This is a genomic window from Gramella jeungdoensis (genome assembly GCF_023805255.1).
In the GTDB taxonomy this organism is placed as follows: domain Bacteria; phylum Bacteroidota; class Bacteroidia; order Flavobacteriales; family Flavobacteriaceae; genus Christiangramia; species Christiangramia jeungdoensis.
The window spans coordinates 476858-490282 of the sequence record NZ_JAMSCK010000001.1 but is presented as its reverse complement, the minus strand read 5'-3'; the positions used below and the strand labels follow the sequence as shown (position 1 = coordinate 490282).

Sequence of the window (13425 nt, the reverse complement as noted above, 5' to 3'; positions counted from 1 at the left end):
GTCTTATCTGGAACCTAAATTTCTGGCGGGTGCAAAGATACAATCTAAAATTAGAATTCCAGAAGCTTAGGTCTTAAGACTTAAAGTCTTCGTAAAACTTACAATTGGTTTTGTATCTTCAAATTTCAAAAATCCGTTTGAATGAAACACTTCCTTGCACTCCTGCTATGCATTTTTCTTTTAAATTTTAATGCTTTTTCCCAACAGCGAATACGCGACCTGGGTATCCAACCCGGAGTTCTGCCTACAGGCCCAAAAAATTCGATCACCGACGTTAAGGGATTAAAAGTCGGGCACACCACCCTTATGAAAGGAGATTCCATAAGAACAGGAGTTACGGCGATACTACCACATGAGGGAAACATTTTTCAGCAGAAAGTACCGGCCGCGGTTTTTGTTGGTAACGCCTTCGGAAAGCTTGCCGGGAGCACGCAAATTGAGGAATTGGGAAATATTGAAACTCCTATAATACTCACTAATACGCTGAACGTAGCTACCGGAATGAACGCGGTAATAAAATATACACTGAATCAGAAAGGCAATGAAGATGTAAGATCGGTGAATGCCGTGGTTGGTGAAACCAATGATGGTTACCTGAATGATATTCGCGGACAGCATGTAAAAGCAGACCATGTGATCGCTGCTATCAAAAATGCAGATTCAGATGTAAAAGAAGGAAACGTAGGTGCCGGCACGGGAACTATCTGTTTTGGATTCAAAGGGGGAATTGGAACATCTTCCAGGAAACTACCTGAAAGTCTTGGCGGATACACCATTGGAGTACTTGTTCAGACCAATTTTGGAGGTAACCTGCAGATAGATGGAGCCCCGGTTGGGGAAGAGCTGGAACAATTCAGTTTTAGGGACAGGATAATGGATAGTGCCGATGGTTCCTGTATGATCGTGGTAGCTACAGATGCGCCTCTGGATAGCCGGAATTTAAAACGACTGGCAAAAAGAGCCATTCTTGGCCTCGCGAAGACCGGTGGTATTGCATCCAACGGAAGTGGAGATTATGTGATCGCGTTTTCTTCCGCGGAAGAAAACAGGGTGCCATATAAAATTGAATCTGATCTGCTGGAAAATACGGTAGTACCAAATGAGCTGATGTCACCTATCTTTATGGGAGCCATCGAAGCTACCGAAGAGGCTATTCTGAATTCATTATTCATGGCCGAAACCATGACCGGTTTTAAAGGTAGAAGCATTAAGGCGCTGCCTTTGGAAAAGGTTATACCTATATTAAAAAAATACAATGTGATAAAGAAATAATCCCTTTCTAAAGGCTTCGCGTTTTCTGAATGAATACCTGCTGTATTTTGCGGGTTACCGGACCAATTTCAGGCTTATCATAGATGTTATTTCCTTCAGAATACATTTCTTTTACAGCCATTACCTGTGTAGTGGTTCCTGTTAGGAAAACTTCATCAACTCTTTCTAATTCAGACAAAGGAAAAGCTTCCTCTTTTACCTCGATATTCAATTCAGCACAAATAGCTATTACGAATTTTCGGGTGATCCCAGAAAGAATCTGAGGTCCTTCCGGATGCGTATAGATAATATTATCCTTAATAAAAAAGATTGTGGAATGCGAGCCTTCCGTAAAAAGACCATCGCGAACCAATAGATTCTCATCCAGTCCCAAGCTGTGAGATTGAGTATTTGACTTAATATTTGCCAATAGTGAAGTAGATTTGATATCACATCGGTGCCACCTGAGATCTTCAGAGACCAGCACACTCCACTGTTTATTTTCAAAGCCTTTGAGAGAGGCAGGGAAAGCATATATCAATACGGTTGGCTCTATATTATCCGGAAAATAATGAGTTCTTGGTGCAACTCCCCTGGAAACCTGTACATAGACTGCCGCATCCTTTTGAGATAATCCAGCCTTAGAGATAGCTTCAAACATAAGCGGTTTTAGACCGTATGCATCCAAATCTACTATAATCTCATTTAGGGAATACTGAAGTCGGGCCAGGTGCTCTTTAAGTCCGAAAGCTTTGCCTTCATAAAAAGGAGTCACTTCATAGACACCATCCCCAAGCATAAATCCACGATCAAATACCGAGATCTTAGCTTCGTTATATTTCATCCACTCGCCGTTGAACCAGACTATTTCCGGATATGTCTTTTTATTATGAACGCCTGCTGCCTGCACTTAGTTGAAATAATTATGTAACTGGACCATCCACTCCTGTTCATAATAACGTATCGCACTTATAACAATTGCCCCGGCGATAACATATGCCCAGTGATAAGAATTTCTTTTTACCATGAAACCACCTATGACGGCAAAAACCACATATGGAAGGCTAAGAATAAGATTAGGAATCAGCCAGGCTCCCTGGAAAATGGCCAGTATCTTCATAATTACATAGAAGATGCTGTAAAAGAAAATGATCTTTGAGATTAGAACAAGGTATCTCTGGGAAGTCTTACTCATTATAGTTTTCCGGGGTTTTTCGTCGGTTCGTGGTTTGTTCAAAGGCATAAGCCCACTGCAGTAATTGCTGCTCAGTAAAAGGTTTACCTATAAAAGTGAGACCTCGAGGAGCGTTATTAGAGGTATAACCCATAGGCACTGTTATGGCTGGATATTTAGCGACCGCCGCAAAACCGGCATGATAATTATTGATAGAAAGCACCGCATCCAGGTTATGCTCTTTCATTGGCTTTTCAAAGAAGCGGGTCCCATTTCTATTTAAGGTATCTTTTATAGCGGCAAATTCATCGGCTGTTGCAGAATCCTTCACGATCCCAAGGAATAAAGCCTGGCCATATGGTGCACGAGACAGTGTGTCTTTTGAGTTATAATCTACAACATCCTTAACATTCTCAAATTCCACTTCTCCACCATAATTTTTAAAATATTCAGGCAGGTCCTTCTTCATATCCAGGTTAAGCAATCTTACGAAGTTTGGAAGGTTGATCTCTTCAGCCTCATATTCTACTATTTCGGCACCCGCATTTTTAAGATCATTTACAGCTCTTACGTATAAGGTATCTTCCATTAAAGATTTGATAGCACCAAACCTTTTACCCTTAAGATCTGTTGCTTTAAGATCTGCATAAAAATTCTGCTCCTCCCTCCCTGCTGATTTGGACGCCGGGTCTTTTGGATCGGTTCCGCTCATGGCTGATAACAGGATAGCATTATCTATCACAGATCGCGTCATGGGTCCAGGAGTATCCAGGGTACTGGAAATCGGCACAATACCTCCCCTGCTAAGCAAGCCTATTGTTGGCTTTAAACCCACAATTGAATTCTGACTGGATGGTGAAAGTATAGAGCCAGAAGTCTCAGAGCCTATCGCTACCGGTGCAAGATTGGCCGACACAGCCACTCCGCTTCCAGAACTTGAACCACCGGTATCAAGTATCTTTCTGCCATAAGGATTAAGGGTCTGTCCTCCTACAGCCGAATAACCACTGGGACATTCTCCGCAGAAAAAATAGGCCCATTCGCTAAGGTTTGCCTTTCCAAGTATTATGGCACCATTTTCCTTTAAACGCTGAACAATAAAAGCATCTTCAGTATTATTATTCTGAAGCGCCGCCGCTCCTGCAGTTGTAGGTATGCCAGCGGTGTTGATATTATCCTTTAAGAGAACGGGAATTCCAAAGATTGGATGATGGTTTTTAGCACTGCTCTTTAATTCATCTTTCTTTCTGGCTTCTTTTATAATATCGGGATTCAGTGAAATAACAGAGTTTAAAGAAAGTTCGTTGTCTCTGTCATATTCCTTGATTCTGGAAAGATAGAAAAGAGCTAACTCTTCATAAGTTAGCTTTCCTTCATCTATCGCCTGCTGGATTTGAGGGATTGATTTTTCAAAAACCAGAGCTTTTACTTCTTCATATACCTCTCCTGAAAATTTGGAAAGTTCAGATTCAAAAGGCGACCATAATTCATCATTATCGATGAATTTAGAATCCACTACTTTGAATTCCATTTCTTCTACTGTATCGGTAGAATTGGCTTGAAGCTGATCTTCATTCAGATCATTTTCAGCTTTATCATTCTTACAGCTAAAAACTGCAATCAGGGCAAGAAGAAGTAATTGTTTTTTCATAGGTTTATTTAAAGAAGGAATCTACAAATTCAAATTTATTGAACACCTGTAGATCTTCCACTCCTTCTCCCACACCTATATATTTTACAGGTATTTTAAACTGATCGCTGATACCGATCACTACTCCTCCCTTAGCAGTACCATCCAGTTTGGTAACCGCCAGCGAAGTTACTTCCGTTGCAGCAGTAAACTGTTTGGCCTGTTCAAAGGCGTTTTGCCCTGTTGATCCATCCAGTACGAGAAGTACTTCGTGGGGGGCATCGGCAACCGTTTTCTGCATCACTCTCTTTACTTTGGAAAGCTCCTTCATCAGGTTCACCTTGTTATGCAGTCGACCTGCGGTATCGATCAAAACCACATCGGCGTCCATCTTCACGGCATGCTGAATGGTATCAAAAGCTACAGAAGCAGGATCACTTCCCATTTTTTGTTTTATGATAGGTACTTCGGTCCTGTCGGCCCAGATCTGCAACTGGTCTATCGCAGCAGCGCGAAAGGTATCAGCGGCACCAAGTACCACCTTTTTTCCCTTTTTCTTGAACTGGTGAGCCAGTTTCCCAATGGTGGTGGTCTTTCCAACTCCGTTTACACCAACCACCATAATTACGTAAGGTTTTTTATCGGCTGGAATATTCAGGTCTGAATATTCGCCGGTATTCGTTTCAGACAGTAAAGCCGCTATTTCTTCCCGAAGGATCTTGTTCAGCTCATCGGTTCCCAGGTATTTATCGCGAGCCACACGCTCTTCAATCCTATTGATGATCTTGATAGTGGTAGCCACTCCAACATCACTGCTTACAAGTACTTCTTCCAGATCATCCAGTACCTCATCATCAACTTTGGATTTTCCGGCCACAGCCTTGCTCATCTTATTAAAGAAACTGGTCTTGGATTTCTCCAGTCCTTTATCAAGATTTTCCTTTTTCTCCTGTGAAAATATCTTTTTAAATAAACTCATTTTGTTTGGCAGGTTTTAAAAAATAAAAGAAGGTTAAAACCCTCTAGAATTGCGGCAATAAATATACATAAAAAGAAAAAGCCGTCCAGAATTATTCTGAACGGCTTCTTTAAAAAATAATATCGTTTGTGAAGCTTCTTACTTCTTCAAAAAGTCGTTTACGTCTTCCGGAGCCATGATTTGTTCTACAAAAGTATAGGCACCGGTTTTCTCAGATTTAACCATTTTTATTGCTTTGGTTAATCTTTTAGATCCTGTTTGAATAGATGCTACTGATTTCTTTGCCATGACTCAAATTATTTTATTTCTTTATGCACCGTCATTTTCTTAAGAATAGGGTTGAATTTTTTCAACTCAATTCTATCCGGTGTATTTTTTTTGTTTTTAGTAGTAATATATCTTGAAGTACCTGGTTGACCAGATGCTTTATGTTCTGTACATTCTAGGATTACCTGAACTCTGTTACCTTTCTTTGCCATTGTGAATGTTTTTTATCGGATTATTTCTTAAGAAACCCTTTTGCTCTGGCCTCTTTAATTACGGCAGAGATTCCTTTCTTGTTGATATCTTTTAATGCAGAAGTGCTCACTTTAAGAGTGATCCATCTGTCTTCTTCAGGGATAAAGAAACGTTTTTTAACTAGGTTAGCGTTAAATTTACGCTTCGTCTTATTCATGGCGTGAGAAACATTATTCCCAACCATTGCTCTTTTCCCGGTAAGTTCACAAACTCTTGACATTGCTCTATACTTTTCTCGTTATTTCAAAACAGGCTGCAAATTAACGATTTTTTTACCTAACAGACAACTAATTCAAAAAAAATATTTTAGGGATTTCAACTCTGATTACGTCCTGTGAAAATGCAGACTATAAAAGGCCTGATAGAAAATTTAGCCGATTTTAGTTTTTCCTAAATCGAAACTAATTGATGCAAAATCAGATCAATTTCATGTTCAGGAACTATCCCGGCACTTAATTACCGCTTGCTGAAGCAATTCCATTGCCTTATTTACAGTTTTACCGATTACCTTTTCCCGGTGATTGCCAAACATGAATTTTTCGGAAGTCACTCCATTTGGTGTTGCGATAGCGATAAACACAGTTCCTATTTCGGCATCGCTATCTCCCTTTGTAGGGCCAGCATTACCCGTAGTAGATATGGCGAAATCTGTATGGAATTTCTTCCTGGCGTTCACTGCCATTGCTTCAGCTACTTCAGCACTAACCACCGATCTCTGTTCTATAAGCTCTTCAGAAACCCCCAAAAGTTCTTTCTTTACTTCCGTAGCATAACTCACAATACTTCCCTTAAAGGTAGCAGAAGAACCCGGAGCCCGGGTAAATTTCACTGCCAGCCTTCCGCCGGAACAGCTTTCGGCAGTAGATAATGTCCATCCTTTTTCAGCAAGCATTCTTGCGATTAAAACCTCAACCAGATCGTCATCTTCATACCCATAAATAACATCGCCTATGATTTCATGCAAATCAGTTATCTGGCCGTCAATAAGGTTCTTTAAATACTCTTCATCGTTACCCCGGGCGGTAAGCCTTAATCTAACTTTTCCAAGATTAGGCAAGTAAGCCAGTTTGATCTCTTTAGGCAGATTATCTTCCCAGCTTTCGATCTTATCGGCCAGGGCACTTTCTCCCAGCCCATAGGTTATAACCGTCTTATGTAAAATCACGGGTCTTGAAAAGTTCTTCATCAGCCTGGGAATCAACTCATCTTTGGTAAGTTCCTTCATTTCGTAAGGAACCCCGGGCATCGAAATAAACACTTTTCCATCTTCCTCAAACCACATTCCAGCCGCAGTACCATATTTATTGGGAAGAACAGTAGCTTTAGAAGGTATTAATGCCTGGTCGCGGTTAAGATCTGAAATAGGGGTGTCTATATATTTCTCAAAGAGTTCTTCAATATGCTTCAAGACCTCATTATTCCTCACCAGTTTATCGCCAAAGAATTCACAAAGGCATTTTTTAGTGATATCGTCTTTGGTAGGCCCCAGTCCTCCGGTGATAATAACAATATCTACCCTTTCTTTTGCTTCTTTTAGGCTTTGTAATATATGTTCGCGCTCATCCTGGATTGAAGTGATCTGATGAACGCTTATACCTATCTTATTAAGTTCTTTGGAAATAAATGCCGAATTGGTATCTACAATCTGACCAATGAGAATCTCATCACCAATTGTAATAATTTCAGCCTTCATAAATTACAGGTTGAAGTCCTGCTTAAGTTCAGCAGCCGCAACATCCACTTTTTGGGTGATCTTTTCGGCTGCGTCGGGCACTTCGTCCTTTCTTTTACCCTGTTTGGACCAGGCTTCAATGACCCTTATCTGGTCCATAAGCTCCAAACCAAAAAGTTGCAGGTTTGGCTTCATCTTATGTGCATACTGATATGCAAGACTGGCATTATCATTTCCTATGGCCTCATTCATGGCCGCTACATCTGGCGGAATCTCTTCAAGGAAAGTTTGTACCACGACAAGCATGAATTCATCATCACCGCCTGCCATTTCTCTGACTTCGTCTAGATTGTAGCTGCTCATTAAATATTATTTTACTTTAATTGAAAACATTTTTTCCCCTTCCAGGTAACCGGTTAGACGATCGTCGGGAGAAACTTTTCCCACACCCGCCGGTGTACCAGTAAATATGATATCCCCTATTTTTAAGGTGAAATACGTCGAAATATACGCAATTAATTCGTCAATTTTCCATAGCATATGGGAGGTACTGGCCTGTTGAACAATTTCATCATTCATTTCCAGTCTAAAATTAAGATCATCTACATTACCCAGTTCTTTCTTATCCAGCCACTTATTACTTACAACCGCAGCACCATCAAAAGCCTTGGCTTTTTCCCATGGCAGGCCTTTTTCTTTTAATTTTTGCTGAAGGTCCCTCGCAGTAAAGTCTATTCCAAGCCCAATTTCGTCATAATATTTATGGGCGAATTTTTCCTGAATATGTTTCCCTATCTTTTTGATCTTCACCAGAACCTCCACCTCATAGTGGATATCATCAGAAAAATCGGGAATAAAAAAGGGTTGTTTCTTTAACAGGATCGAGGTATCAGGTTTCTGAAAAAGTACCGGATCTTCGGGTTTTTCATTCTTAAGCTCCTCAATATGATCGGTATAATTCCTGCCAACACAAATGATCTTCATCAGGAAAGTTTATTGTTAAGTTTACGAAGTTTGATCGCGGTAAGCACCTTTTTTGTATAAAGGGGAAAATCCGCATTCTGAATCCACCCGAAATAGCCCGGCTCTTCTTCCAGCACTTTCTCAACATGCTTTCCTTTATACTTCCCGAAAGTAAAAACCTCTTTCCCTTTTTTGTCAAAAGCAATGAATCCGGCAAAATCAGCCGATTTCTTCCTGGAGCTGAAATTGGAAAGCCATTTCATATCATTTTCAAGATCTTCATATTTATCCAGCTGTGATTTAAGCACCTCGTAAGTAGCTTCGGTATCTGCCTGAGCGCTGTGAGCATCCTCCAGGTTTTTACCACAGTAGAACTGGTAGGCCGCAGAGAGAGTCCTCTGCTCCTTCTTATGAAATATGGTTTGAACATCTACAGCGACCACATTCTTCATCTCAAAATCGATCCCGGCCCTTAGCAGCTCCTCCACTAAAAGGGGAATATCGAAGCGGTTAGAGTTATAACCGGCGAGGTCACAACCTTTTATAAGATCATGGACCTTAGCTGCCAGTTCTTTAAAAGTGGGTTCATCTGCAACCTTCTCGTTAGAAATCCCGTGAATAGCCACTACTTCGGCCGGAATTTCTCTTTCAGGATTCACCAGCCAGGTATGACTTTCTTTATTACCATTCGGAAATACTTTCAGAATTGCAATCTCAACGATCCTGTCGTTGGTAATATTGGTTCCGGTAGTTTCAAGATCAAAAAAACAAATTGGCTTGGTAAGCTTGAGGTCCATTTTTAAAAAATTTCTGTAAAGTTAGCATAATTTAATAGTCCGGATATGACCTGAATCAGGTTTTCATTTAGTTTTTTTATGGCCAAAAACTAAAAAAGCCACGATAGACGTGGCTTTCCAGAATATTATTAAAAAAGATTAAATCTCCCTGTCTTTATCAAAACCTTCCAGGTATTGAGCCACACGTTGCACAAACTGACCGCCTAGAGCACCATTTACCACCCTGTGATCATAACTGTGCGAAAGTATCATTTTATAACGTATTCCTATAAAATCACCTTCAGAGGTTTCGATTACCGATGGCATCTTTCTTATCGCTCCAAGAGCGAGGATACCTACCTGCGGCTGATTAATAATAGGAGTCCCCATAATACTTCCGAAGGTTCCCACATTGGTAACGGTATAGGTCCCCCCCTGGATCTCATCAGGTTTTAATTTATTCTGTCTTGCACGGGCGGCTAGGTCGTTCACAGCCTTCGCCATACCTACAAGGTTTAATCTATCTGCATTCTTAATAACAGGAACTATTAAATTTCCATCAGGGAGAGCTGCAGCCATTCCAAGATTGATATTCTTCTTTTTGATCACCTTGGTAGCATCTTCGTTCACCGAAATATTGATCATTGGAAAATCTCGTATCGCTTTGGCGACCGCTTCCATAAAGATCGGTGTAAATGTTAGTTTCTCTCCCTCCTGCTTTTGAAAAGCATCTTTATGTTTATTTCTCCAGTTCCAGATATTGGTAACATCAACTTCAATAAATGACTGAACATGAGCAGAGGTTTGCACGCTCTGCACCATATGATGAGCGATCATTTTACCCATCCTGCTCATCTCAATGATCTGATCTTCTCCACTTGCAACAGCTTTCGGCTGTTGAGAAACTTTAGATTCAAGACCACTAGTATCTATAGATTTACCGGTAGTTGAAGCAGCCTTTTCCTGTTTACCTCTATTTTGTACATAATCAAGGATATCATTCTTGGTCACACGTCCTTCCTTGCCTGTACCTTCTATTTTCTCAAGTTCTTCAAGTGAAATACCTTCTTCTTTAGCAATATTCTTTACTAAAGGAGAGTAAAATCGGGAAGAATCAGAATAATCTTCTTCAGTAGAAGGTGATGCTGTCGCTTTAGCCTGCTCTACTGTTTCTTCCACTTCAGCCGCTTCTGCTGGTTCATCTTCTGTGTCAATATCGGCAGTCTCCTCTACCTCAGCATCCGTTTCAATTATGGCAATGGTTTGTCCTACCTGAACCACATCATCGGCTTCAAAAAGTTTTTCTACAAGCTTCCCGTCTACTTCACTTGGCACTTCGCTATCTACCTTATCGGTAGCGATCTCAAGCACCGGTTCATCCATCTCTATTGTATCACCAACTTCTTTTAACCAACTAGTAATTGTCGCTTCTGCAACACTTTCGCCCATCTTGGGCAACTTTAGTTCGAATTTTGCCATATCTTTAAATCAGATGTGATATTAGTTATTTCAGTTGCGAATTTAATTAAAATACCGCTTAATAAATATTAAAAAATCAATAAAATTGATTTATTCTGATTTTTTTCTACCCAGAAAACCATTTTTAATTCACGCTAAAATTACGATTTCAACCACGGAATTGAAAAAGTTTCCAGCTTTTTAAAAGAAAAGGAGGTTTTTAAAAGTGAAAAAAATTATCCCTTCATCGAATTCTCAAAAGGTATCCTGTTAGTGATGCTTCGACCCAGGGTGACCTCATCGGCATATTCCAGCTCGTCCCCAACAGAAATTCCCCGGGCGATGGTAGAAGTCTTAACATTAGTACCTTCCAGCTGTTTGAAAATATAAAAATTGGTGGTATCTCCTTCCAGGGTGCTGCTTAAAGCGAATATGATCTCTTCAATTTTTCCTTCGGCCACCTTTTCAATAAGTGGTTTAATAGTTAGCTGAGAAGGACCTATACCATCCATCGGGCTTATCTTTCCTCCCAACACGTGATAATGACCCCGGTACTGACCCGTATTCTCAATAGCCATCACATCGCGGATATCTTCAACCACGCATACAATTTCAGCAGATCTTGAGGGATTTGCGCATATCTCACAAAGTTCAGTATCACTTATGTTAAAACAATTCCTGCAAAGTTTAATATCCTTGCGAAGCTTTGTAAGTGCATCAGATAGTCGGAGCGTTTGTTCTTCAGGTTGTTTCAACAAATGCAATACCAATCGAAGGGCAGTTCGCTTTCCTATCCCCGGTAATTGCGACATTTCATCTACGGCCTGCTCCAGTAATTTTGAAGAAAAATCCATATGCGAATTTATGATTTTTTTGACTGATGAGATTACTTAAAGCTTAATTTGTAAATTGCCGGGCACAATACCAATCTATGCAACCATACCAAGTCCTCATTCTTGTTGCTGCCTACTTCGCAGTACTTATTCTTATATCATATTTTACCGGCCGTGGCGGCAGCAATGCAGAATTCTTTAAGGCGAACCAACAGGCACCATGGTACCTAGTAGCCTTTGGAATGATTGGGGCCTCCTTAAGCGGGATCACTTTTATTTCTATCCCCGGAACCGTGGAAGCCGACTCCTTTAGTTATTTCCAGGTGGTTTTGGGATATACACTTGGTTACGCTGTGATTGGACAGGTTTTACTGCCTCTCTATTATAAAATGAACCTGACCTCTATCTACACCTATCTTGACACTAGGTTCGGGAATTCCTCATACAAAACAGGAGCATCTTTTTTCCTACTATCAAGAGTGGTGGGAGCCAGTTTCAGGCTATTCCTTGTGGCGAATGTACTTCAGTTAGTGGTATTTGATTCTATGGGTGTGCCTTATTATGTAACTGTATCCATCACTATTTTACTCATCTGGCTCTACACCTTTAAAAGTGGAATAAAGACCATAGTCTGGACCGATACGCTCCAGACCTTTTTTATGCTGCTGGCGCTGGGGATAACGATTTATTTCATTTCTGAAGATCTTGGATTCTCATTGAGCAACCTGATGGGATATCTCTCGGAAAGTGAACATTCACAAATCTTCTTTTTTGAAGACTGGAAAAGCAAGGATCATTTTGTAAAACAATTTCTTTCAGGAGCGTTCATAGCAATTGTCATGACAGGTCTGGACCAGGATATGATGCAGAAGAACCTTACCTGTCGAAGCCTTAAAGATGCACAAAAGAACATGTTCTGGTTTACCATAGTTCTTGTCTTTGTGAATTTCCTTTTTCTTGCCCTGGGAGTACTGCTTACCGATTATGCCGATTTGAACGGGGTCACAGAGCAGAAGGACGATCTTTTTCCAGCCATTGCAACCAGCGGCGACCTTGGGTTTGCCGTAGCCGTATTCTTTATCCTGGGATTAATCGCGGCAGCATACTCCAGTGCAGATAGTGCCTTGACCTCACTTACTACCTCCTTTAGTATCGATATACTTGATATTGAAAAGAAATATGACGAAAAGAAACAGGTAAGGATCAGAAAACAAATTCACGTGGCGATTTCAGTATTGCTGGTTCTGGTGATGCTAGCTTTTAAATACGCTATTGCAGATAAAAGTGTGATCAATAAACTATTCCAGTTCGCAGGCTATACTTATGGTCCTTTATTAGGACTTTATGCGTTTGGGTTATTTACCAATTGGAAAGTTAGAGACAAACTCGTTCCCGTCATTGCCATTGCAGCTCCGGTACTTTCTTATATAATAAGTTTAAATAGCCTGGTATGGTTCGGATTTGAATTTGGTTTCTTTATCCTTATCCTTAACGGCTTCCTAACCTTTTTAGGCCTAATACTGCTGAGAAGAAAGCATGACTAGAGTACAGGCATTCTCGAAATGAATTCCGTTGTTTCTAAGTAGATCATACAATTCAGGATTCTCGGTTCCCGGATTGAAGATCACTCTTTCCGGTTTCAGGGAAAGAATGTAATCGTAATACTCTTTTTGCCGTTTCGCATTAAGATAAAGGGTAATGGTATCTACACCTTCAAAAGGAAGTTTCTCAGTCTCTATGTCCACACCATCTACACTACCCTTCCTTAAGCCTATTGCAACCGTAGGTTGCCCGTGTTTTACAAGGCGGTTAATGGCAAGATTTGAATACCGGGCGGGATTTAGAGAAGCTCCCAGAACAAGAGTTTTTTTCTTCATATTTCAAAGTTAAACAAAATAAAGTGTAACATTCTTAAAGTCCAATAGTCTTTAGAATGAGGACCGGCCCTTGCAGAATCATCCTATTAAAATTTGATGGTTAGTGTTAATACCGATGATTTTGCCATGCCTGCATTTCCTCACCGAAATGCAGGCTTTTTTAAAAATAGTGTAACGAAAGTAGTTTTTGGTCGTCTTTATAGTAGAAGGTCTTTCATTTTTGCGCCTTCATGTTTTCATCTATTATGCATTACAAAGTATTTTGTTTAACACAATAATCATCAAATCAATCA

16 protein-coding genes are annotated in these 13425 nt (G+C 40.4%); 2 read left to right on the top strand and 14 right to left on the bottom strand.

The features are described 5' to 3' along the window. Nucleotides 1-141: 141 nt before the first annotated feature. Nucleotides 142-1272, top strand: a complete 1131-nt coding sequence (locus tag NE848_RS02395; RefSeq protein ID WP_252110608.1) for a DmpA family aminopeptidase — start codon at nucleotides 142-144, stop codon at nucleotides 1270-1272. Between the two features lie 7 nt (nucleotides 1273-1279). On the opposite strand, the gene NE848_RS02390 is transcribed toward NE848_RS02395, so the two are convergent. The 13 genes from NE848_RS02390 to recR all read right to left on the bottom strand — a co-directional run bounded on the left by NE848_RS02390 (nucleotide 1280) and on the right by recR (nucleotide 11276). Continuing rightward, nucleotides 1280-2161: an aminotransferase class IV gene (locus tag NE848_RS02390; protein ID WP_252110607.1), complete on the bottom strand. Its 882-nt coding sequence runs from the start codon at nucleotides 2159-2161 to the stop codon at nucleotides 1280-1282. Further along, nucleotides 2162-2446 (bottom strand): hypothetical protein, encoded by a 285-nt coding sequence (locus tag NE848_RS02385; protein ID WP_252110606.1) that lies wholly within the window; start codon nucleotides 2444-2446, stop codon nucleotides 2162-2164. After that, entirely contained in the window at nucleotides 2439-4076 is a 1638-nt protein-coding gene (locus NE848_RS02380; protein WP_252110605.1) for an amidase family protein, read from the bottom strand. The genes NE848_RS02385 and NE848_RS02380 overlap by 8 nt, the downstream gene beginning before the upstream one ends. Before the next feature lie 4 nt (nucleotides 4077-4080). Continuing rightward, on the bottom strand, nucleotides 4081-5034 hold the full coding sequence (gene ftsY / locus NE848_RS02375) for a signal recognition particle-docking protein FtsY (protein WP_252110604.1): 954 nt from the start codon (nucleotides 5032-5034) through the stop codon (nucleotides 4081-4083). Between the two features lie 138 nt (nucleotides 5035-5172). Further along, nucleotides 5173-5322 (bottom strand): DUF4295 domain-containing protein, encoded by a 150-nt coding sequence (locus NE848_RS02370; protein ID WP_084509775.1) that lies wholly within the window; start codon nucleotides 5320-5322, stop codon nucleotides 5173-5175. Nucleotides 5323-5330: 8 nt separating this feature from the next. Further along, nucleotides 5331-5513: a 50S ribosomal protein L33 gene (rpmG, locus tag NE848_RS02365; RefSeq protein ID WP_140595061.1), complete on the bottom strand. Its 183-nt coding sequence runs from the start codon at nucleotides 5511-5513 to the stop codon at nucleotides 5331-5333. Nucleotides 5514-5533: 20 nt separating this feature from the next. After that, nucleotides 5534-5773 (bottom strand): 50S ribosomal protein L28, encoded by a 240-nt coding sequence (gene rpmB / locus NE848_RS02360; RefSeq protein ID WP_252110603.1) that lies wholly within the window; start codon nucleotides 5771-5773, stop codon nucleotides 5534-5536. 213 nt (nucleotides 5774-5986) lie between these two features. Beyond that, the gene (locus NE848_RS02355; protein WP_252110602.1) at nucleotides 5987-7246 is read right to left on the bottom strand and encodes a competence/damage-inducible protein A; all 1260 of its coding nucleotides are present in this window, start codon (nucleotides 7244-7246) and stop codon (nucleotides 5987-5989) included. A gap of 3 nt (nucleotides 7247-7249) precedes the next feature. After that, a complete protein-coding gene (locus tag NE848_RS02350; protein ID WP_252110601.1) occupies nucleotides 7250-7588 on the bottom strand; it encodes an Hpt domain-containing protein in 339 nt (112 codons plus the stop codon). 6 nt (nucleotides 7589-7594) lie between these two features. Then, nucleotides 7595-8209: a fumarylacetoacetate hydrolase family protein gene (locus NE848_RS02345; protein WP_252110600.1), complete on the bottom strand. Its 615-nt coding sequence runs from the start codon at nucleotides 8207-8209 to the stop codon at nucleotides 7595-7597. Further along, complete coding sequence (locus tag NE848_RS02340) at nucleotides 8209-8985, bottom strand: 3'-5' exonuclease (RefSeq protein ID WP_252110599.1); 777 nt, start codon at nucleotides 8983-8985, stop codon at nucleotides 8209-8211. The genes NE848_RS02345 and NE848_RS02340 overlap by 1 nt, the downstream gene beginning before the upstream one ends. 138 nt (nucleotides 8986-9123) lie before the next feature. After that, nucleotides 9124-10443, bottom strand: coding sequence for a dihydrolipoamide acetyltransferase family protein (locus tag NE848_RS02335; protein WP_252110598.1), 1320 nt, complete (start codon nucleotides 10441-10443; stop codon nucleotides 9124-9126). 215 nt (nucleotides 10444-10658) lie between these two features. Continuing rightward, nucleotides 10659-11276 (bottom strand): recombination mediator RecR, encoded by a 618-nt coding sequence (recR, locus tag NE848_RS02330; protein ID WP_252110597.1) that lies wholly within the window; start codon nucleotides 11274-11276, stop codon nucleotides 10659-10661. A gap of 77 nt (nucleotides 11277-11353) precedes the next feature. On the opposite strand from recR, the gene NE848_RS02325 reads away from it, so the two are divergent. Further along, nucleotides 11354-12799 carry a sodium:solute symporter gene (locus tag NE848_RS02325; RefSeq protein ID WP_252110596.1) on the top strand — a complete coding sequence of 482 codons (1446 nt, stop codon included), beginning with the start codon at nucleotides 11354-11356 and terminating at the stop codon, nucleotides 12797-12799. Here the strand turns inward: NE848_RS02325 and NE848_RS02320 are convergent. Continuing rightward, on the bottom strand, nucleotides 12770-13132 hold the full coding sequence (locus tag NE848_RS02320) for a CoA-binding protein (protein ID WP_252110595.1): 363 nt from the start codon (nucleotides 13130-13132) through the stop codon (nucleotides 12770-12772). The genes NE848_RS02325 and NE848_RS02320 overlap by 30 nt on opposite strands. Between the last annotated feature and the right edge of the window lie 293 nt (nucleotides 13133-13425).

Bases quoted from the DNA above. Each gene is read 5' to 3' on its own strand.
- NE848_RS02395 (WP_252110608.1), top strand. From the start codon at position 142: ATGAAACACTTCCTTGCACTCCTGCTATGCATTTTTCTTTTAAATTTT.
- NE848_RS02385 (WP_252110606.1), bottom strand. From the start codon at position 2,446: ATGAGTAAGACTTCCCAGAGATACCTTGTTCTAATCTCAAAGATCATT.
- NE848_RS02380 (WP_252110605.1), bottom strand. From the start codon at position 4,076: ATGAAAAAACAATTACTTCTTCTTGCCCTGATTGCAGTTTTTAGCTGT.
- ftsY (WP_252110604.1), bottom strand. From the start codon at position 5,034: ATGAGTTTATTTAAAAAGATATTTTCACAGGAGAAAAAGGAAAATCTT.
- NE848_RS02370 (WP_084509775.1), bottom strand. From the start codon at position 5,322: ATGGCAAAGAAATCAGTAGCATCTATTCAAACAGGATCTAAAAGATTA.
- rpmG (WP_140595061.1), bottom strand. From the start codon at position 5,513: ATGGCAAAGAAAGGTAACAGAGTTCAGGTAATCCTAGAATGTACAGAA.
- rpmB (WP_252110603.1), bottom strand. From the start codon at position 5,773: ATGTCAAGAGTTTGTGAACTTACCGGGAAAAGAGCAATGGTTGGGAAT.
- NE848_RS02355 (WP_252110602.1), bottom strand. From the start codon at position 7,246: ATGAAGGCTGAAATTATTACAATTGGTGATGAGATTCTCATTGGTCAG.
- NE848_RS02350 (WP_252110601.1), bottom strand. From the start codon at position 7,588: ATGAGCAGCTACAATCTAGACGAAGTCAGAGAAATGGCAGGCGGTGAT.
- NE848_RS02345 (WP_252110600.1), bottom strand. From the start codon at position 8,209: ATGAAGATCATTTGTGTTGGCAGGAATTATACCGATCATATTGAGGAG.
- NE848_RS02340 (WP_252110599.1), bottom strand. From the start codon at position 8,985: ATGGACCTCAAGCTTACCAAGCCAATTTGTTTTTTTGATCTTGAAACT.
- NE848_RS02335 (WP_252110598.1), bottom strand. From the start codon at position 10,443: ATGGCAAAATTCGAACTAAAGTTGCCCAAGATGGGCGAAAGTGTTGCA.
- recR (WP_252110597.1), bottom strand. From the start codon at position 11,276: ATGGATTTTTCTTCAAAATTACTGGAGCAGGCCGTAGATGAAATGTCG.
- NE848_RS02325 (WP_252110596.1), top strand. From the start codon at position 11,354: ATGCAACCATACCAAGTCCTCATTCTTGTTGCTGCCTACTTCGCAGTA.
- NE848_RS02320 (WP_252110595.1), bottom strand. From the start codon at position 13,132: ATGAAGAAAAAAACTCTTGTTCTGGGAGCTTCTCTAAATCCCGCCCGG.